The organism is Stutzerimonas marianensis (assembly GCF_022810315.1).
In the GTDB taxonomy this organism is placed as follows: domain Bacteria; phylum Pseudomonadota; class Gammaproteobacteria; order Pseudomonadales; family Pseudomonadaceae; genus Stutzerimonas; species Stutzerimonas marianensis.
Genome location: NZ_JALGRD010000012.1, coordinates 47,167 through 65,850, shown reverse-complemented (window position 1 = coordinate 65,850; position 18,684 = coordinate 47,167). Strand labels below are relative to the sequence as shown.

General features: G+C 61.7%; 20 protein-coding genes and 1 other RNA gene. 16 read left to right on the top strand and 5 right to left on the bottom strand.

Annotation, left to right across the window (positions count from 1 at the left end; translation table 11 throughout):
• Window positions 1-4: 4 nt before the first annotated feature.
• Window positions 5-1,042 (bottom strand): NADP(H)-dependent aldo-keto reductase, encoded by a 1,038-nt coding sequence (locus tag MST27_RS19520; RefSeq protein WP_243607587.1) that lies wholly within the window; start codon window positions 1,040-1,042, stop codon window positions 5-7.
• Between the two features lie 346 nt (window positions 1,043-1,388).
• Here MST27_RS19520 and rplM point away from each other — a divergent pair, with 346 nt between their 5' ends.
• From rplM to MST27_RS19485, 7 genes are all read left to right on the top strand, one after another.
• Window positions 1,389-1,817 carry a 50S ribosomal protein L13 gene (gene rplM / locus MST27_RS19515; RefSeq protein ID WP_243607586.1) on the top strand — a complete coding sequence of 143 codons (429 nt, stop codon included), beginning with the start codon at window positions 1,389-1,391 and terminating at the stop codon, window positions 1,815-1,817.
• Window positions 1,818-1,831: 14 nt separating this feature from the next.
• Complete coding sequence (gene rpsI, locus MST27_RS19510; RefSeq protein ID WP_243607585.1) at window positions 1,832-2,224, top strand: 30S ribosomal protein S9; 393 nt, start codon at window positions 1,832-1,834, stop codon at window positions 2,222-2,224.
• A 249-nt stretch (window positions 2,225-2,473) separates the two neighbouring features.
• Window positions 2,474-3,067 carry a ubiquinol-cytochrome c reductase iron-sulfur subunit gene (petA, locus tag MST27_RS19505; protein ID WP_243607584.1) on the top strand — a complete coding sequence of 198 codons (594 nt, stop codon included), beginning with the start codon at window positions 2,474-2,476 and terminating at the stop codon, window positions 3,065-3,067.
• Window positions 3,067-4,278 (top strand): cytochrome b, encoded by a 1,212-nt coding sequence (locus tag MST27_RS19500; protein ID WP_243607583.1) that lies wholly within the window; start codon window positions 3,067-3,069, stop codon window positions 4,276-4,278. Before petA ends, MST27_RS19500 begins: the two co-directional genes overlap by 1 nt.
• Window positions 4,278-5,087 carry a cytochrome c1 gene (locus MST27_RS19495; RefSeq protein ID WP_243607582.1) on the top strand — a complete coding sequence of 270 codons (810 nt, stop codon included), beginning with the start codon at window positions 4,278-4,280 and terminating at the stop codon, window positions 5,085-5,087. Before MST27_RS19500 ends, MST27_RS19495 begins: the two co-directional genes overlap by 1 nt.
• A gap of 87 nt (window positions 5,088-5,174) precedes the next feature.
• Window positions 5,175-5,792 (top strand): glutathione S-transferase N-terminal domain-containing protein, encoded by a 618-nt coding sequence (locus MST27_RS19490; RefSeq protein ID WP_243607581.1) that lies wholly within the window; start codon window positions 5,175-5,177, stop codon window positions 5,790-5,792.
• Between the two features lie 15 nt (window positions 5,793-5,807).
• The gene (locus MST27_RS19485; RefSeq protein ID WP_243607580.1) at window positions 5,808-6,215 is read left to right on the top strand and encodes a ClpXP protease specificity-enhancing factor; all 408 of its coding nucleotides are present in this window, start codon (window positions 5,808-5,810) and stop codon (window positions 6,213-6,215) included.
• Between the two features lie 49 nt (window positions 6,216-6,264).
• Here MST27_RS19485 and MST27_RS19480 read toward each other — a convergent pair whose 3' ends face one another.
• From MST27_RS19480 to MST27_RS19465, 4 genes are all read right to left on the bottom strand, one after another.
• Window positions 6,265-6,843 (bottom strand): BON domain-containing protein, encoded by a 579-nt coding sequence (locus tag MST27_RS19480; RefSeq protein ID WP_243607579.1) that lies wholly within the window; start codon window positions 6,841-6,843, stop codon window positions 6,265-6,267.
• On the bottom strand, window positions 6,840-7,433 hold the full coding sequence (locus tag MST27_RS19475; RefSeq protein ID WP_243607578.1) for a phosphoheptose isomerase: 594 nt from the start codon (window positions 7,431-7,433) through the stop codon (window positions 6,840-6,842). Before MST27_RS19475 ends, MST27_RS19480 begins: the two co-directional genes overlap by 4 nt.
• A gap of 73 nt (window positions 7,434-7,506) precedes the next feature.
• On the bottom strand, window positions 7,507-7,866 hold the full coding sequence (locus MST27_RS19470) for a YraN family protein (protein ID WP_243607577.1): 360 nt from the start codon (window positions 7,864-7,866) through the stop codon (window positions 7,507-7,509).
• 5 nt (window positions 7,867-7,871) lie between these two features.
• Window positions 7,872-9,647 carry a penicillin-binding protein activator gene (locus MST27_RS19465; protein WP_243607576.1) on the bottom strand — a complete coding sequence of 592 codons (1,776 nt, stop codon included), beginning with the start codon at window positions 9,645-9,647 and terminating at the stop codon, window positions 7,872-7,874.
• A gap of 121 nt (window positions 9,648-9,768) precedes the next feature.
• Here MST27_RS19465 and rsmI point away from each other — a divergent pair, with 121 nt between their 5' ends.
• The 9 genes from rsmI to mraY all read left to right on the top strand — a co-directional run bounded on the left by rsmI (window position 9,769) and on the right by mraY (window position 18,684).
• The gene (gene rsmI, locus MST27_RS19460) at window positions 9,769-10,635 is read left to right on the top strand and encodes a 16S rRNA (cytidine(1402)-2'-O)-methyltransferase (RefSeq protein ID WP_243607575.1); all 867 of its coding nucleotides are present in this window, start codon (window positions 9,769-9,771) and stop codon (window positions 10,633-10,635) included.
• Between the two features lie 79 nt (window positions 10,636-10,714).
• An RNA gene (rnpB, locus tag MST27_RS19455) (RNase P RNA component class A) lies at window positions 10,715-11,073 on the top strand.
• 288 nt (window positions 11,074-11,361) lie between these two features.
• A complete protein-coding gene (mraZ, locus tag MST27_RS19450) occupies window positions 11,362-11,817 on the top strand; it encodes a division/cell wall cluster transcriptional repressor MraZ (protein WP_243607574.1) in 456 nt (151 codons plus the stop codon).
• A gap of 5 nt (window positions 11,818-11,822) precedes the next feature.
• Window positions 11,823-12,761, top strand: coding sequence for a 16S rRNA (cytosine(1402)-N(4))-methyltransferase RsmH (gene rsmH / locus MST27_RS19445; RefSeq protein ID WP_243607573.1), 939 nt, complete (start codon window positions 11,823-11,825; stop codon window positions 12,759-12,761).
• Window positions 12,758-13,045 (top strand): cell division protein FtsL, encoded by a 288-nt coding sequence (ftsL, locus tag MST27_RS19440; RefSeq protein ID WP_243607572.1) that lies wholly within the window; start codon window positions 12,758-12,760, stop codon window positions 13,043-13,045. The genes rsmH and ftsL overlap by 4 nt, the downstream gene beginning before the upstream one ends.
• Window positions 13,042-14,769, top strand: a complete 1,728-nt coding sequence (locus MST27_RS19435; RefSeq protein WP_243607571.1) for a peptidoglycan D,D-transpeptidase FtsI family protein — start codon at window positions 13,042-13,044, stop codon at window positions 14,767-14,769. The genes ftsL and MST27_RS19435 overlap by 4 nt, the downstream gene beginning before the upstream one ends.
• Window positions 14,770-16,233, top strand: a complete 1,464-nt coding sequence (locus tag MST27_RS19430) for a UDP-N-acetylmuramoyl-L-alanyl-D-glutamate--2,6-diaminopimelate ligase (RefSeq protein ID WP_243607570.1) — start codon at window positions 14,770-14,772, stop codon at window positions 16,231-16,233.
• Window positions 16,226-17,602: a UDP-N-acetylmuramoyl-tripeptide--D-alanyl-D-alanine ligase gene (locus tag MST27_RS19425; RefSeq protein ID WP_243607569.1), complete on the top strand. Its 1,377-nt coding sequence runs from the start codon at window positions 16,226-16,228 to the stop codon at window positions 17,600-17,602. Before MST27_RS19430 ends, MST27_RS19425 begins: the two co-directional genes overlap by 8 nt.
• Window positions 17,602-18,684 (top strand): phospho-N-acetylmuramoyl-pentapeptide-transferase, encoded by a 1,083-nt coding sequence (gene mraY, locus MST27_RS19420; protein ID WP_243607568.1) that lies wholly within the window; start codon window positions 17,602-17,604, stop codon window positions 18,682-18,684. The genes MST27_RS19425 and mraY overlap by 1 nt, the downstream gene beginning before the upstream one ends.

The following is an 18,684-nucleotide window of genomic DNA, read 5'->3' as shown; positions in this document are numbered from 1 at the left end:
ACGGTCAGGGCGCCGGGTTGGGTTGCGCGACCTGGATGGCCTCGATCCCTTCCAGCACCTCGGGAGAGAGCGTCACGTCGATGCTGCCGAGATTGCTTTCCAGTTGTTCCAGCGAGGTGGCGCCGATGATGTTGCTAGTAACGAAGGGTTGCCCGGTCACGAAGGCCAGCGCCATCTGCGCGGGATCCAGGCCGTGCTCCCTTGCCAGATTGACGTAGCGGGAGCAGGCGGCCTGGGCTTGCGGGTTCATGTAACGCGCGAAACGGCTGAAGCGCGTGATGCGAGCGCCTTCGGGACGTGCGCCACCTTCATACTTGCCGCTCAGCATGCCGAAGGCCAGGGGCGAATAGGCGAGCAAGCCGCATTGCTCGCGAATCGAGATTTCGGCAAGTCCGACCTCGAAGCTCCGATTCAGAAGGTTGTAAGGGTTCTGGATCGACACTGCCCGGGGCCAGCCGCGTTCGTCGGCCAGTTGGAGGTATTTCATCGTGCCCCAGGGCGTTTCGTTGGATAGGCCGATATGGCGAATCTTGCCTGCGCGAACCTGCTCGTCGAGCGCCTGTAGGGTGTCTTCAAGTGGCGTGAAATTCGCCTGATGATGGCGGTAGCCCAGCTGGCCGAAGAAATTGGTGCTGCGCTCAGGCCAGTGCAATTGATAGAGGTCGATCCGGTCGGTCTGCAAGCGCTGCAGGCTGGCGTCCAGCGCTGCGACGATGTGCTGCCGATTCATCTTTAGCTGGCCGTCGCGGATATGCGTAATGCCGTTGCCGGGGCCCGCAACCTTGCTGGCGAGTACCCAGTCGTTCCGGTCGCCGCGCGCCTTGAAATACTCGCCGATGTAGCGCTCGGTGGTCGCGTAGGTTTCCGCGCGAGGTGGTACCGGGTACATCTCGGCTGTGTCGATAAAATTGATCCCGGCGGCCTTGGCGCGATCGAGCTGCGCGAAGGCTTCCTGCTGGTCGTTCTGCTCACCCCAGGTCATGGTGCCGAGGCAGAGTGCGCTGACTTGGAGATCGGTGCGGCCGAGTTGGCGCAGTTGCATATCATGTCCTTATCTATTCTCTGGATGCGGGAGTGGCGTCTGTTACGGCCAAGGTATCAAGCTTCCGACCGTGTGATGCCGCGAAGTTCATTGCGCTGGACGTCGAAGCTGCTTGCTATTTCGTTCGCAATCAGGATAATTCCGCAGCCTGTCGCCGGGGATGCCTAGCCTGTCGACGCAATACCGAGGTGGGGGATGCCTAGCCCACCGAATCAATGCCGTGGCGGACGCGCTGACCCGAGCCCCCGATAGCGTCTGTTTCCGGCTGTCCTGGCCTTGCCAGGGCGAGCACCATTCAGTAAGATTCGCCGTCTTATTTTCAGGGCGGCCCCTGAGGCTATAACGAATGAAGACTTTTACTGCTAAACCGGAAACCGTCAAGCGCGACTGGTTTGTCGTCGACGCTGCCGGCCAGACCCTGGGTCGTCTGGCAACCGAAATCGCTAGCCGCCTGCGTGGCAAGCACAAGGCTGAATATACCCCTCACGTCGATACCGGTGACTACATCGTCGTTATCAATGCCGAGCAAGTGCGTGTTACCGGTGCCAAGCTCACCGACAAGATGTACTACTCCCACTCCGGCTTCCCGGGTGGCATCAAGTCGATCAACTTCGAAAAGCTGATCGCCAAGGCGCCAGAGCGTGTGATCGAGACCGCAGTCAAGGGCATGCTGCCCAAGAACCCGCTGGGTCGCGACATGTATCGTAAGCTGAAGGTTTACAAGGGTGCCAACCACCCGCATACCGCTCAGCAGCCCCAAGAACTGAAGATTTAACGGAATAGTTCACTATGTCGGCGACTCAAAATTACGGCACTGGCCGTCGCAAGACTGCAACCGCGCGCGTCTTCCTGCGCCCGGGCACTGGCAAGATCTCCATCAACAATCGCGAGCTGGATAACTTCTTCGGCCGTGAAACCGCTCGCATGGTTGTTCGCCAGCCGCTCGAGCTGACCGACACCGTCGAGAAGTTCGACGTGTACGTTACCGTTCTTGGTGGTGGCGTCAGTGGTCAGGCCGGTGCGATCCGTCACGGTATCACTCGCGCTCTGATGGAGTACGACGAAGGTCTGCGTCCTGCGCTGCGCAAGGCTGGCTTCGTCACTCGCGATGCGCGTGAAGTCGAGCGTAAGAAGGTCGGTCTGCGCAAGGCGCGTAAGCGTCCGCAGTACTCGAAGCGCTAATTCTGCTTCAGAAAAAACGCCCAGCGTCTTCGGATCTGGGCGTTTTTTTTGCCTGTCCATTTTGTTCCTGCGACAGCTTGTCACGTGCTGCGAGTCCCGATTCACGGGCCTTCGCGCGCTGTTGTATCCGGTTATTACCTTGTCAGGCGAGGGGGTTTTCTTTACCATTTGGCGAATTTTTTCGCGGCCTGATTTACGTAGTAGACGCCTGCCTCGGTGGGCCATAAGAAACTGATGGGAGACGACTGAATGAGCAATGACGGCGTGAATGCTGGCCGGCGTCGCTTCCTGGTAGCCGCTACTTCGGTAGTAGGTGCTGCAGGGGCGGTGGGGGCGGCGGTCCCGTTCGTGGGATCGTGGTTCCCGAGTGCCAAGGCCAAGGCAGCCGGCGCACCGGTTAAGGTAAACATCGGCAAGATCGAGCCCGGCCAGCAGATGGTCGCCGAGTGGCGCGGGCAGCCCGTGTTTATCGTGCGTCGTACCGAAGAGACGCTGGCCAATCTTGGCAAGCTGGCGGACACGGTCGCTGATCCGGAGTCGAAAGAGTCGGTCCAGCCGACCTATGTCGACCCGAACGTGCGCTCGATCAAGCCAGAGGTGCTGGTCGTCGTCGGACTCTGTACTCACCTCGGTTGTTCCCCATCCTTCCGCCCTGAAGTCGCAGCAGCGGATCTGGGCGCCGATTGGCTTGGTGGCTATTTCTGCCCCTGCCATGGCTCGAAATACGACATGGCTGGCCGCGTCTACAAGGGGCAGCCTGCGCCCTTGAACCTGCCGGTTCCCCCTCATTCGTACGAGACGGACACCACGATCGTCATCGGCGTGGATCAGGAGAACGCGTAATGAGCAAGTTCATGGAGTGGGTCGATGCGCGCTTCCCGGCGACCAAGATGTGGGAAGACCATCTGACCAAGTACTACGCGCCGAAGAATTTCAACGTCCTGTATTTCTTCGGTTCGCTCGCGCTGCTGGTTCTGGTCAATCAGATCCTTACTGGCATCTGGCTGACAATGAGCTTCGAGCCGTCGGCCGAGGGCGCCTTCGCCTCCGTCGAATACATCATGCGTGATGTCGAGTACGGCTGGATCATCCGCTATCTGCATTCGACCGGTGCGTCGGCGTTCTTCGTCGTCGTCTACCTGCACATGTTCCGCGGCATCCTGTACGGCTCCTACCAGAAGCCTCGCGAATTGGTCTGGATCTTCGGCATGATGATCTACCTGGCGCTGATGGCCGAGGCGTTCATGGGTTACCTGCTGCCCTGGGGGCAGATGTCCTATTGGGGCGCTCAGGTGATCATTTCGCTGTTCGGTGCCATTCCGGTGATCGGGGATGACCTTACGCAATGGATCCGTGGTGACTACCTGATCTCCGGTATTACGCTGAACCGCTTCTTCGCGCTGCATGTCATTGCGCTGCCGATCGTCATTCTCGGCCTGGTCGTGCTGCACATCCTCGCCCTGCACGAAGTCGGCTCGAACAACCCGATGGGCGTGGACATCAAGAAGACCAAGGACGAAGCAGGTCGCCCGCTGGACGGCATTCCTTTCCACCCGTACTACACGGTGAAAGACATCGTCGGCGTAGTGGTCTTCCTGTTCGTGTTCTGCGCCGTGGTGTTCTTCTTCCCTGAAATGGGCGGCTATTTCCTTGAGAAGCCGAACTTCGAAGTGGCGAACGCGTTCAAGACGCCCGAGCATATTGCGCCGGTGTGGTACTTCACCCCGTACTACGCGATTCTGCGAGCGGTGCCTGACAAGTTGCTCGGTGTAATCGCCATGGGCGCAGCCATTGCGGTGCTGTTCGTGCTCCCGTGGCTGGATCGCAGCCCGGTCAAGTCGATGCGCTACAAGGGCTGGCTGAGCAAGATCGCCCTGGTGCTGTTCTGCATTTCGTTCGTCATCCTCGGCGTGCTTGGCGTGCTGTCTCCCACTCCGGAGCGAACGCTGGTATCTCGGATCTGTACTGCCATTTACTTCGGTTACTTCATCCTGATGCCGTTCTACACCAAGCTTGAGAAGACCAAAGTAGTTCCGCAAAGGGTGGCTGGCTGATGAAAAAGCAAATTGCTGCATTGATTCTTGCATTGGTGCCGGCCTTCGGTTTCGCGGCCGGTGGGGGCGCTCACCTGGATGAGATCGATGTCGACCTGACCGACAAGGCGGCGCTGCAGGATGGCCTGAAGACCTTCGCCAACTATTGCATGGGCTGTCATGGCGCTCAGTATCAGCGCTATGAGCGCGTGGCAAGGGATCTCGGCATTCCCGAAGAAATCATGATGGACAACATCGTGTTCTCGGATGCCAAGATCGGCGATCACATGAAGATCGGTATGAAGCCAGAAGACGCCAAGACCTGGTTTGGTGCTGCACCGCCCGACCTGACGCTGGTCGCACGTGTTCGCGGCAACGACTGGCTGTACACCTACCTGCGCAGCTTCTATGAGGATCCGACTCGCCCCTACGGCGTGAACAATACGGTGTTCCCGAACGTCGGCATGCCGCACGTCCTGGCGCCGCTGCAGGGCCGTCAGGTCATGCCGAGCAAGCTGCCGGAAGGTGAGTCGGTGGCCTGCAAGCAGGTGCAGGTGGTCGAAGACGGGCGCAAGCAGTTCGATCCGTTGACCGGAACGCCGGTTACCCACGAAGACTGCAGCCAGCTGACAGTGGAGGAGGGTACCGGTACGCTGAGCGAGGCTGAGTACGATCAGCTGGTTCACAATCTGGTGACCTTCCTGGCCTATTCGGCGAACCCGGTCAAGCTGGAAAGCCAGCGGATCGGGACCTACGTCCTGCTGTTCCTGGCGTTCTTCTTTGTCTTTGCCTACCTGCTCAAGCGTGAGTACTGGAAAGACGTTCACTGATACGCCTGCCTTAACGCTGTACATTGCGCGCGCCTTTTGGGCGCGCGTGTTTTTTCAGCCCTAAAAAAATCTAACGAGGAGGGCGTCGTGGCGGTAGCCAACAGGTTGCTCTGCTATTCCGATCCGGCTGACCACTATTCGCACCGGGTGCGGTACGTACTCGCCGAAAAAGGCGTAGGGGTCGAGGTGGTCGATGTAATGCCGGGGCAATATCCGCCTCGGTTGGTCGAGGTGAACCCCTACGCTACGGTGCCGACCCTGGTCGAGCGTGACCTGGCGCTCTATGAGCCCGGCGTCATCATCGAATATCTGGAAGAGCGCTATCCTCATCCTCCGTTGATGCCGGTCTATCCCGTGGCGCGCGCCAACACCCGGTTGCTGGTCCATCGGGTGCAACGTGACTGGTGTGCTCTGGTCGATCGAATCGGGGACCACCGTGCGACTGAGGAGAACAAGGCCTCGGCTCGCAAGGAGCTGCGCGAGAGCCTGACGGGCGTCTCCCCCATTTTTGCCGAAAAGCCGTACTTCATGAGCGACGAGATCAGCATCATCGATTGCTGTCTGTTGCCTATCCTCTGGCGTTTGCCCACACTGGGAATCGAGTTGCCAAGGGCCGCTAAGCCCCTGCTCGACTATATGGAGCTCAACTTCGCTCGTGAGGCCTTCCAGGCCAGCTTATCCGCCGTAGAGCGCGGCATGCGTTAACAAGAGAGGCTTGTCATGACTTCCAGTCGCCCCTATCTGGTTCGTGCCCTGTACGACTGGATCGTAGATAACGACTGCACACCGCATATTCTCGTGCATGCGGATCACCCCGGCGTGCAGGTGCCGTCGGGCTACGCCAGCGATGGGCAGATCGTGTTGAATGTATCGCCTGGCGCGGTCCGTCATCTCGACATAAGTAACGAGGCGGTCAGTTTCGAAGGGCGCTTCGGAGGGGTTGCGCACAACCTCTACGTGCCTTCTGCCGCTATCTTGGCCATATACGCACGGGAGAATGGCCAGGGCATGGTCTTCGAGATCGAGCCGACCCCGCCTGACGACGGTGCGTCAGGCGATGACGCGTCGGCGAGCAAGCCGAAGCCGGCGCCGGCAGCTGGCCGGCCGAGTCTTAAGGTCGTCAAGTAGCCCCGAGGCTGGACACGGATGTGGCCAGCCTGAGAGCGAGGGCGAAGGGTCAGTCGATGTATTCGAACAGTTTGACGATCCGCTGTACGCCGGATACGCCCTGTACGAGGCTGGTTGCACGGTTGCCTTCCTGCCGGGTCACGAGGCCCAACAGGTAGACGATCCCATTTTCGGTGATCACCTTGATGCGCGATCCGGGCACGCTTTCATCCGCCAGCATCTGGGCCTTGATTTTCGTGGTCAGCCAGGAGTCGTTACTGCGCGCTAGGGCGGACGAGGGTTTCAATACCTGCAGTTCGTTATGCACACGCTTGACCCGCTGGACTGAGCTGGCGGCCTGCTCGGCGATCTGCTTGAGTTCTTCGCGTGGCGTCTGCCCAGCGATCAATACCACGCCGTTGTAGCTGGCAACGACGATGTGCGACGCGCTGTCGAGGTCTGGATGCGCTTTGGCAATGTTGACGGCGGCCTTGGTTTCGATGAGCGAGTCGTCGATCTTGCTACCGATGGTGCGTGTGCCTCGGTCATCATTGATCGGCTCGTCGCGGGTCGCCGTCAGTATCGAGCTGCAACCCGTAGCGGCCAGGCACAGCGCTAGGGTCAGCACATGCAGTCGAGTCGGCTTCATTCTTCGCTCCCGAACAGTTGGTTGTCGATGAGGTCGCACAGGCAATGGATCACGAGCAGGTGCACTTCCTGAATCCGCGCGGTGACCTTAGCCGGCACGCGGATCTCGACGTCTTCAGGGAGCAGCAGTGAGGCCATGCCGCCGCCGTCGCGCCCAGTCAGGGCGACGATGGTCATCTCTCTATCATGCGCGGCCTGGATCGCCTGGATGACGTTGGCGGAGTTGCCGCTGGTGGAAATGGCCAACAGTACGTCGCCGGGCTGGCCCAGGGCTCGGATCTGCTTGGAAAATACTTCGTTGTAGCTGTAATCGTTGGCGATCGATGTCAGCGTGGAGCTATCGGTCGTCAGTGCGATCGCCGGTAGGCTGGGGCGCTCGCGCTCGAAGCGGTTTAGCAACTCCGAGGAAAAGTGTTGCGCATCGCCGGCGGAGCCGCCGTTGCCGCAAGTCAGAATCTTGCCTTCGCTGAGCAGGGCATTGACCATCACCTGCCCGGCTTGCTCAATGCTGGGTGCAAGGACCTCGGCGGCCTGTTGCTTGGTTTCAATGCTTGCCTGGAATAGCTGGCGTATACGGGTTTGCATGTCCATCGATGTCAGACCTTCGGTATCGAGTATGGCCGTTGGGCCATGCCGTAGAGGGGAGGCAAACGCTACTTGGCGCTTAGCCATCGAACGCGTTGCGAATCCAGTTGGGCGCTGCTGAGCTGCGACCGGCCTCGATGGCGATGACATCGAAGCGGCATGGGTGTCGGGCCCAGCGAGTTTCCCGTTGTAGGAACAGTTGGGCTGTCTTGATCAGCTTTTGCTGTTTGCGCCGGTCGACGCTTTCAAGGGCGCCGCCCCATGCGGCGTGGCGTCTGTAGCGAACCTCCACGAATACTACTGTATCGCCATCGAGCATGACCAGATCAAGCTCTCCGCTGCGGCACGACCAGTTGCGCTGTACGAGGCGCAAACCCTGTCGCTCGAGATAGTGCTTGGCGGTGTCTTCGGCTTCCTGTCCGCGATGTTGCCTGTCCACGTGTGTCAATCGGCCTCATCCTGGAGTCGCTGAACCTCTCCGCCACGGAACTCTGCCCAGGGCAGATGGCGCTCGATGCGCTGTTTTGGGGTCAGCATGAGCGTGCCGGAAAGCCCTTGCAGTTCGGTTTCAGGCAGCGCCAGTAATTGGTTCAGCCGAGGCGCCAGCAGATAGGCGTCGGCGCCCATGGCGTAGAGGCGGCCAAGGCTACCCTGGGCCTGCGGCCATTTGCGCTCGATGTCCTGTCGCAGCGGCAGTTGCGGGTCGAGCAGCCAGGGGGTTTCGGCGAAGCGGATCCCCTCAAGGTCAAGGTATTGGCTGCGGTTGTTAGTTGCAGCGTGCAGGTGAGACGTCGCATAGACCGGCAGGTCTCCTGCATATTGGAACACCAGCGTTGGCTTGACCTGCTGTGCCTGTTGCGGTGTGGCGGCGAGAAAGAGGAAGTCGACATCTTGCCGGCGCGTCGGTGGTGCTTCGTTCGAACCCTGGGCCCGGCTGGCGCTGCGGACCTGAAGCAGGTCGGCTATCTGATTGGCCAGTTCGATTGGCTCTGCCAGAGGTTCGGCCGCGACCAGTGTGCCGCCCTGCTCCTGCCATTGCAGGCGGAAGGCGTCGAGCACCCGGTTCCCCCAGTCTCCGCGTGGGGTAAGGGCGACGGCGCGCCGATGCCCATCGGCCCAGGCGCGGCGAGCGACTTCCCGTGCTTCGTCCTCGGCGGCCAGGCCGAACTGGAAAAGTTGTGGCGGCGCTGTCTGGTCCGCGTCGCTGTAGTTGAGCGCCAGCGTCGTCAGCGGGAGCGCGTCTCGTGCGGCCAGCTGGCGAACCAGTTCCTTGTCCAAGGGGCCTACGACCAGTTCGACACCTGCCGCGCTGGCTTGCCGGTAGAAGTCGTTCAGGGAAGCGATGCGAGTGCTGTCGAACAGTTCGATGCGCAGGTTATCACCGGCTTCGAGGTGTGCGGCGAGAAACCCGTCGCGCAGTGCGCGTGCGACATTGGCCAGAGAGCCATCCATTGGCAGCAGCAACGCAACATGGGAGAGCGGTTTGTCTGCCAGCTGGCGCAATTTTTCCAGCGGCTCAGGCAACGTTCGTGCTGCCGGGTGTTCGGGGTTCTGGGCGACCCAGGCATCGACCGCTCGTTGCTGCTGCCCGAGTGTGCCTGCCTGCTTGACCGCCATCGCCAGCGAAAGCCAACCGGACAGATCGCTGTCATCGGTGGGTTGCAGCTTACCCTCTGGCAGTTTGGAGACGAGTGCCCAGATCGCTTCATGATTCCGCGTGGCCTGTTCACCGCTCAGCATGGGCGCGATGAAAGTGCGCTCCCGCGCCGCCTCGAACAGCTGATCATTGGCCTCGAATGCCTTTGCACGAGCGATCTGGCTGCGCAGCTGTTGATCGACCGGTAGCTCCGCCAGGCGCTCGAAAGCTGGATGCTCAAAGGCCGCCAGCGCCCGGGCGGGATCCTGTTCGGCCAGTGCAAGCTCTGCCTCGAGGGTGCGAGCGAAGACCTGCTGAGCCGGCTTCAGTTGATCGAGCTGGACCTGATCGAGAATCTGCCTGGTCTGTGACAGGTTGCCCTGTTGCAGGCTTTTGTCGGCTGCCGAGAGGCGCAGTAGCGCGGCCTCGCTCGCATCGCTCGCTTCCGCCTGCTTCAGCAGTTCCTGCGTGGACGCCTGGGGCGTGCGTGGTAGTTCTCCGAGTGTCGAGGACGGGGAGCTGGCGCAGGCCGAGAGCAGCGCGGCGAAGCAGATAAAAAGAAGTGGGCGAAAGCGAGCCATCATGTGGTGGAATCCTGAAGCGCTGGCGGTAGGTGGAAGGATTGTACCCAAGCCCTGTCGGAGCGGCGATGTCGTGTCCTGCAAACGGGCTACAATGCGCGTTTTGCATACGTGAGGTAGCCCTGTGACTGCGACAGACGCTGTGAATTCCGCCATCGGGACGCTCTACGTGGTCGCAACGCCTATTGGCAATCTCGAGGACATCAGCGCACGAGCGCTGCGCATATTGAATGAGGTGGCGCTTATAGCGGCCGAAGATACGCGGCACTCGGCCAGGCTGTTGCAGCATTTCAGTATCAAGACCCCGCTGGCCGCCTGTCATGAGCACAACGAGCGTGATGAGGGTGGGCGCTTCATTCAGCGTTTGCTGGCTGGCGATAGCGTCGCGCTGATTTCCGATGCGGGTACTCCGCTGATTTCGGATCCTGGCTATCACCTGGTACGGCAGGCGCGCGCGGCGTGCGTGCGGGTGGTGCCCGTGCCGGGGGCCTGCGCCTTGGTCGCCGCGTTATGTGCGGCGGGGTTGCCCTCGGATCGGTTCATCTTCGAAGGGTTCCTGCCAGCCAAGCGGACGGGGCGGAGAAGCCGCCTTGAGCAGTTGCGCCAGGAGCCGCGAACGCTGATCTTTTATGAAGCGCCACATCGAATCCTGGACTGCCTGCAGGACATGGCGTCCGTGTTCGGTGGGGAGCGCGTCGCCGTCCTGGGTCGGGAACTGACCAAGACCTTCGAGACGTTGAAAGGGGCGCCGCTCGCCGCGCTGGAGCAGTGGGTCGCTGCCGATGCCAATCAGCAACGCGGGGAATGTGTCGTTGTAGTGGCCGGCTGCCGCGCGCCGGAGGGCGAAGAGTCGGTCGACGATAATGCGCGACGCGTCCTGAAGCTCCTCCTGGCGGAGCTTCCCGTGAAGAGAGCGGCGGCCGTTGCGGCGGAGATCACGGGCGTGCGGAAGAATCTCCTCTATCAGCTCGCGCTGCAGGAAAAGTCCTAGGCCTTCGGGGTTGCCCGCCAGGCGCCTGGCCGGAGAACGGCTTGCAGCTGGGGCTCCACCGAAGTACCCTGCTCGCCGGAGAGTCGATCGGACAGTCGCTGTCTCTTTTTGTTCCGCAAGAAGGGAGGGAGGAAAGTCCGGGCTCCATAGGGCAAGGCGCCAGGTAACGCCTGGGGGGCGTGAGCCCACGGAAAGTGCCACAGAAAATAACCGCCTAAGCACTTCTGTGCCGGTAAGGGTGAAAAGGTGCGGTAAGAGCGCACCGCACGACTGGTAACAGTTCGTGGCTAGGTAAACCCCGCCTGGAGCAAGACCAAATAGGGATCCATTGGCGTGGCCCGCGCTGGATCCGGGTAGGTTGCTAGAGGCAGTCAGTGATGGCTGTCGTAGAGGAATGACTGTCCTCGACAGAACCCGGCTTACAGATCGACTCTCCGACCTTCTTTTACCCTCGCTTTTTAGTCCGAAAAATTCTTGCTCTTCACAAAGTACTTTAACTTTGTGATGCATCTCTATGCATGCGTTCAGCTTGCCCTTCGACGGCGATTCTCACTTCGCCGTTTATCCCCGTTTCGCTAGCTAAATTCCCGTCACATAAGGGTTTTTCCCGTCGGGCTCACCTTGACGGTGGGGTCGGGGCGTTTCTATAGTGCGCACAAGTGGTAGAAAGTGGAATGAAGTGGGTAATTATGGGCATGGATAGCTAATTTCAGGGGAAGCGCAGCCGTGTTTCGCGGAGCTAACGCCATCAGTCTCGATGCCAAAGGCAGGCTAGCTATGCCCAGTCGGTATCGTGACGAGCTCGTTTCGCGCTGCCAGGGTCAGCTCATCATCACCATCGATGCGGTTGATCGTTGCCTCTGTATCTATCCATTACCCGAGTGGGAGCAGATCGAAACCAAGCTGCGCGAGCTTCCGTCGTTGCGAGAGGAAAGTCGTCGACTACAGCGTTTGCTGATAGGGAATGCTGTCGATCTGGAGATGGACGGTGCGGGCCGGGTGCTCGTACCGCCTCGCTTGCGTGAATACGCGGCGCTGGACAAGCGGGCCATGCTGGTTGGGCAGCTCAACAAGTTCAGCCTGTGGAACGAGGACGACTGGAACGCTCAAGCCGATGCGGATCTGGCGGCCATCAAACAACCCGGCGCGTTGCCGGAAGAACTGCGTGACCTAATCCTGTGAGCCAGATGAGCGCCTATAAACATGTCACCGTGCTACTCGACGAGGCCGTTGCGGCACTTGTCGTGCGTGCCGACGGGCGTTATGTGGACGGCACCTTCGGACGTGGAGGCCATAGCCGGCTGCTGCTCCGGCAGCTAGGGCCTGATGGCCAGGTGCTAGGGTTCGACAAGGACCCGTTGGCAATCGCAACGGGGCAAGCGCTGGCGGCCGAAGACGGCCGCTTTGTCGTTGTGCAGAGAAGTTTCGCAGAGCTGGGCGAGGAACTGGGACAGCGCGGCTGGGCCGGTACCTTGAGCGGTGTATTGCTGGATCTGGGCGTGTCCTCCCCGCAGTTGGACGACCCCGAGCGTGGCTTCAGCTTCCTCAACGATGGGCCGTTGGATATGCGCATGGATCCGGCGCGCGGCGTCAGCGCGGCCGACTGGATCGCGACGGCCACGGAAGACGAGATCGCCCGGGTTTTCAAGGATTACGGCGAAGAGCGATTCTCCAAGCGCATGGCGCGAGCGGTCGTGCAGCGGCGCACCGAGCGCCCATTCGAACGCACCGCTGATCTGGCACAGGTGCTGACTGACGCCAACCCTGCCTGGGAGAAGGGCAAGAATCCGGCCACGCGTGCCTTCCAGGGACTGCGTATCTTCATCAATAACGAGCTCGGAGATCTTGAGGCCGGTCTGAATGCCGCACTGGACGCGCTGGACGTCGGCGGTCGTCTCGTGGTGATCAGCTTCCACTCGCTGGAAGACCGGATCGTCAAGCAGTTCATGCGGCGTCACGCCAAGGGTGAGGCCGATAAGCTGCCGCGCGACCTGCCCGTCATCCCGGAAAAATTCGTGCCTCGCCTTAAGCTGTTGGGCAAGCCGCAATATGCTTCGGCTGAAGAGGTCAAGGCCAATCCGCGTTCGCGAAGTGCGGTCATGCGCGTTGCGGAGAAGCTCGGATGACCAGGCTGCGCTCGATGCCCAATGGCAGCCTGGTCATGCTGGTGCTGTTCATCGCCGTGTTGCTGTCTGCCATCGCGGTCGCCTACAGCGCGCACTGGAATCGCCAATTGCTGAACGAGCTGTACGGTGAGCTCAGTGTTCGCGACAAGGCGCAGGCCGAGTGGGGACGACTGATTCTCGAGCAGAGCACCTGGACAGCGCACAGCCGCATCGAAACGCTGGCCACCGAGCGGTTGAACATGCACATCCCAGAGGCGGCTGACGTCAGGCTGGTGAGCCAATGAAGCTCGAGGGCGCACTGTATCCCTGGCGTTTCCGCATCGTCCTGGGCTTGTTGGCAGCGATGGTGGCTGCGCTCGCCTGGCGCATCGTGGATCTACAGGTTTTCGATCAGCCCTTCCTGCAGGGGCAAGGCGACGCGCGCAGCGTGCGACACATTCCGATCCCGGCGCACCGCGGCCTGATCACTGATCGTCATGGCGAGCCGCTGGCCGTCAGTACGCCGGTCACCACCCTGTGGGGCAATCCCCGCGAACTGCAGGCCTCCCGCGCTCGCTGGGACGAATTGGCGAAGGTCCTGGGGCAAGACCCAGCCGCATTAAGCAAGCGGCTGAGCGAGCAGGCCGAACGTGAGTTCACCTATCTGGTGCGGGGCTTGACGCCCGAGCAAGGGCAGCGCGTGCTAGACATGAACATCCCGGGCGTTTATGCCCAGGAAGAATTTCGCCGCTTCTATCCGGCCGGCGAAGTGGCGGCACACGTCGTCGGTTTCACCGATATCGACGACCAGGGGCGCGAAGGTATGGAGTTGGCCTATGACGAATGGCTGGCCGGTGTGCCGGGTAAGCGTCAGGTGCTGAAGGACCGTCGTGGGCGCCTGATCAAGGATGTCCAGGTGGTCAAGAATGCCAAGGCTGGTAAGGCGCTAGCCCTGTCGATCGACCTGCGCTTGCAGTACCTGGCGCACAGCGAGCTGCGCAAGGTCATGCAGGAGCACGGCGCCAAGGCCGCGAGTCTGGTGATGGTCGACGTCAAGACCGGCGAAGTTCTGGCCATGGCGAACCAGCCGACCTACAACCCCAACAACCGACGCAACCTTCAACCGGCGGCGATGCGTAACCGGGCGCTGATCGATGTCTTCGAACCGGGCTCGACGGTCAAGCCGTTCAGCATTGCAGCGGCGCTCGGAACGGGCAAATACCATCCCGAGTCGGTCGTCAACACGCTGCCCGGCTGGATGCGGATCGGCCGCTACACCATCCGAGATGTATCGCGCGGCGGCATGCTCAACCTGACCGGCATCCTGATGAAATCGAGCAACGTGGGCATCAGCAAGATCGCGTTGGATATCGGTCCCGAGCCGGTGCACACCGTCATGCAGCAGGCCGGTTTTGGCCAGGCCACGGGGCTGGGTTTCCCGGGCGAGCGTGTTGGCAATCTACCCAACCATCGCAAATGGCGCGATGCCGAGACGGCTTCGCTCGCCTATGGCTACGGGCTGTCGGTGACGGCCGTTCAGTTGGCTCACGCCTACGCCATGCTCGGTAACGAAGGCAAGAACGTCCCCTTGTCGCTGCTGCGTCTCGACCAGCCCCAGGAAGGGGTTCAGGTCATCGACAAGGAAATCTCGAAGACAGTCCTGCGCATGTTGCAGGCTGTCGTCGAAGAGGATGGCGGCGGCGGCATGCGTGCCAAGGTGCCGAGCTACCACGTCGGCGGCAAGAGCGGGACCGCAAAGAAGATCTCCGGGACGGGCGGGTACACCAAGGACGCCTATCGCGCCTTCTTTGCCGGCGTTGCGCCTGTGACGGACCCGCGGATTGCCATCGTGGTGGTGGTCGACGAGCCAAGCGAGGGCGGCTATTACGGTGGTCTGGTCTCGGCGCCGGTCTTCGGCAAGGTCGCAGCGCGCGCCTTGCGCCTGCTGAACATTGCGCCGGACAACCTGGCGCCGCCGGTCGACGTGCAAACTGCCGAAGCCCTCAAGAGCAAGGGAGGGCGTACCTGAATGCCAATGCCATTGAATCAACTGCTGCCTCAGGCTGACGGGGCGGAGCTGATCCGTGAACTGACGTTGGACAGCCGCAAGGTTCGCCCGGGCGATCTGTTCCTGGCCGTACCCGGGTTACAGCAGGACGGCCGTGCGCACATCGCCGATGCGATTTCTCGCGGTGCTGCGGCTGTCGCTTATGAGGCGGCAGGTGCCGGCGAAATGAACGTATCCGGTGCCAGGCTGGTGCCGGTACAACGCCTCGCCGAGCAGCTTTCGGCGATCGCCGGACGCTTTTACGGTGAGCCGAGTCGTAGCCTGCATCTGGCGGGTGTGACCGGCACCAACGGCAAGACCACGGTAACGTTCCTGATCGCCCAGGCACTCGACCGTCTCGGCGAGCGGTGCGGCATCATCGGTACGCTGGGTACCGGCTTCCATGGCGAGCTTGCGTTGGGGCGTCACACCACGCCGGATGCCATTGGCGTCCAGGCGACGCTGGCCGCGCTGCGCAAACAAGGCGCGCGCGCAGCAGCCATGGAGGTTTCGTCCCACGGCCTGTCTCAGGGGCGCGTGGCGGCGTTGGCGTTCGACGTCGCGGTGTTCACCAACCTGTCTCGTGATCATCTGGACTATCACGGCTCCATGGAAGCCTATGGCGAGGCCAAGGCGAGCCTGTTCGAAATGCCCGGCCTGCGCTGTCGCGTGCTCAACCTGGACGACCCGTTCGGCCGGGCTCTGGCGACCAAAGAAGCCGAGTCGCGTTTGATCACCTACAGCCTGGAAGACCCTTCGGCCTACCTTTATTGCGCGGACGCCCGGCTCGATGACGATGGGCTGCACGCCCGACTCGTCACTCCGCAGGGCGAACGCTCGCTGCGTAGCACCCTGCTGGGGCGGTTCAACGTCAGCAACGTGCTGGCGGCGATCGGTGCCCTGCTGGGCATGGATTACCCGCTCGACGAAATCCTTGCGGCCATGCCGCTGCTCGAAGGGCCGGAAGGTCGGATGCAACGGCTGGGTGGCGGCGACCTGCCGCTGGTAGTCGTGGACTATGCGCACACGCCTGACGCGCTGGAGAAGGTTCTTGATGCGTTACGCCCGCATGCCCGGGGGCGCTTGCTGTGCCTCTTCGGGTGTGGCGGCGAGCGCGACCGCGGCAAGCGTGCCCTCATGGCACAGGTCGCCGAGCGGCTGGCCGACGACGTGGTCGTCACCGACGACAATCCTCGCGGGGAAGACCCGCTGCGAATCCTCGACGATATTCGCACAGGTTTCGTCGACCCGGACAAGGTCCGATTCATCCCCGGCCGTGCCGCTGCGATTGCCGATTGCATCGCTGCCAGTAGCCATGACGATGTCGTCCTGCTGGCGGGCAAGGGGCATGAGGATTATCAGGAAATCAAGGGTGATCGTCTGCCGTTCTCGGATATCGAGCAGGCCACCATCGCCCTGGCCGCCTGGAGAGCTGCCCATGCTTGATGCCCTTCACTTGAACGATATTGCCGGTGCACTTTCAGGCACGCTGGTAGGCGACAATGTCGCGTTCGATAGCGTTTCCACCGATAGTCGCGCTATAGGCCCGGGCCAGCTCTTCATCGCCTTGGCCGGGCCGCGGTTCGACGGCCATGACTATCTGGCGGACGTTGCGCGCAAGGGCGCGGTAGCGGCGGTGGTCGAACGTCACGTGGCGGACGTCGACCTGCCGCAGCTGGTCGTCGCCGATTGTCGTATCGCTCTGGGACAGCTGGGGGCACTGAACCGCGCCGCGTTCAAGGGACCGGTCGCGGCCATCACGGGCTCGAGCGGCAAGACCAGCGTGAAGGAGCTGTTGGCCAGCATCCTCCGCGCAGCCTTTGGCGACCAAGCGGTGCTGGCTACTCGCGGCAATCTGAACAACGACCTCGGAGCGCCCATTACCCTGCTGGAGCTGGGTGCCGGGCATCGCGCGGCAGTAATCGAGCTGGGAGCCTCGCGCGTCGGTGAAATTGCCTACACCGTGAACCTGACCCGGCCCGATGTCAGCGTGATCACCAACGCCGGTACGGCGCACGTGGGTGAGTTTGGTGGGCCGCAAAAGATCATCGAAGCAAAGGGTGAAATTCTCGAGGGGCTGTCGAGCGATGGCGTTGCGGTGCTCAATCGCGATGATAAGGCCTTCGCGACCTGGCAGACCCGAGCGGGCGTTCGGCGCGTGCTGAGCTTCGCCATGCAGAGCCCACTCGCCGACTTCCATCCGGCTTCGATCGCCTACGACCAGCGCGGTTGCCCGAATTTTATGCTCAATGGGCCGAATGGCTCCGCTCGTGTCCAGCTCAATCTGCTCGGCCGGCATAGCGTGGCCAATGCGCTTGCCGCTGCAGCCGCTGCCCATGCGCTGGGTGTATCAGTCGAGCATATCGTCGCCGGATTGGAGCGTCTGCAGCCGGTCAAGGGCCGTGGCGTCGCCCAGATGCTGCCCAACGGTGTGCGGTTGATCGACGATACCTACAACGCCAACCCGGCTTCCGTGTGTGCGGCCATTGACGTCCTGAACGGGTTCGCCGGTCGCAAGGTGCTGGTGCTCGGTGACATGGGCGAACTTGGTGAATGGGCCGAGCAAGGGCACGGTGACGTTGGCCGCTATGCCGTCGGCAAGGTCGACGCCTTGCTGGCCGTCGGCCCCCTGATGAAGCACGCCGTCGCTGCATTCGGCGCCGGTGCGCGTCATTTCGAGGATCAGCAGCGCCTGATCGATGTGTTGCGGCTCGAACAGGGCAACGGCACGACCCTTTTGATCAAGGGATCACGGAGCGCCGCGATGGACAAGGTCGTCGCCGCGCTGTCGCTCCCCGCCATGGAGAAACATTAATGCTGCTGCTGCTCGCCGAGTACCTGCAACAGTTCCACAAGGGCTTCTCGGTTTTCCAGTACCTGACCTTGCGAGGCATCCTGGGCGTGCTCAGTGCGCTGGTGCTTTCGCTGTGGATGGGCCCCTGGCTGATCCGCACGCTGCAGCTGCGCCAGATCGGCCAGGCCGTGCGCAACGACGGTCCGCAGTCGCATCTGTCCAAATCCGGTACCCCGACCATGGGCGGGGCGCTGATTCTCAGCGCCATTGCCATCAGTACCTTGCTGTGGGCCGACCTGAGCAACCGCTATGTGTGGGTGGTGCTGATCGTGACCCTGCTGTTCGGTGCGATCGGCTGGGTGGATGACTACCGCAAGGTGATCGAGAAGAATTCCCGCGGCCTGCCGAGCCGCTGGAAATATTTCTGGCAATCGGTATTCGGCCTGGGCGCGGCGGTGTTTCTCTACGCGACCGCGCAGTCCCCGATCGAGACGACACTCATTCTTCCGCTGATCAAGGACATCGAGATTCCGCTCGGGATCGGCTTCGTGGTGCTGACTTATTTCGTGATCGTCGGCTCGAGCAACGCGGTGAACCTCACCGACGGCCTGGACGGCCTGGCCATCATGCCGACGGTGATGGTGGGTGGCGGCTTGGGCATCTTTTGCTACCTGTCCGGCAACGTGAACTTTGCCGAATACCTGCTGATTCCCAGCGTGCCGGGTGCCGGTGAGCTCATCGTCTTCTGTGGGGCGTTGATTGGTGCGGGCCTCGGCTTCCTCTGGTTCAACACCTACCCCGCGCAGGTGTTCATGGGGGACGTCGGTGCCCTGGCGCTCGGTGCAGCGCTCGGAACCATTGCGGTGATCGTTCGCCAGGAAGTCGTGCTGTTCATCATGGGCGGGGTTTTCGTCATGGAAACCCTGTCGGTCATCGTTCAGGTCGCGTCTTTCAAACTGACCGGCAAGCGGGTGTTCCGCATGGCGCCGATCCACCACCATTTCGAACTCAAAGGCTGGCCCGAGCCACGCGTGATCGTGCGCTTCTGGATCATCACGGTGATCCTGGTGCTGGTCGGCCTCGCCACGTTGAAGCTGAGGTAA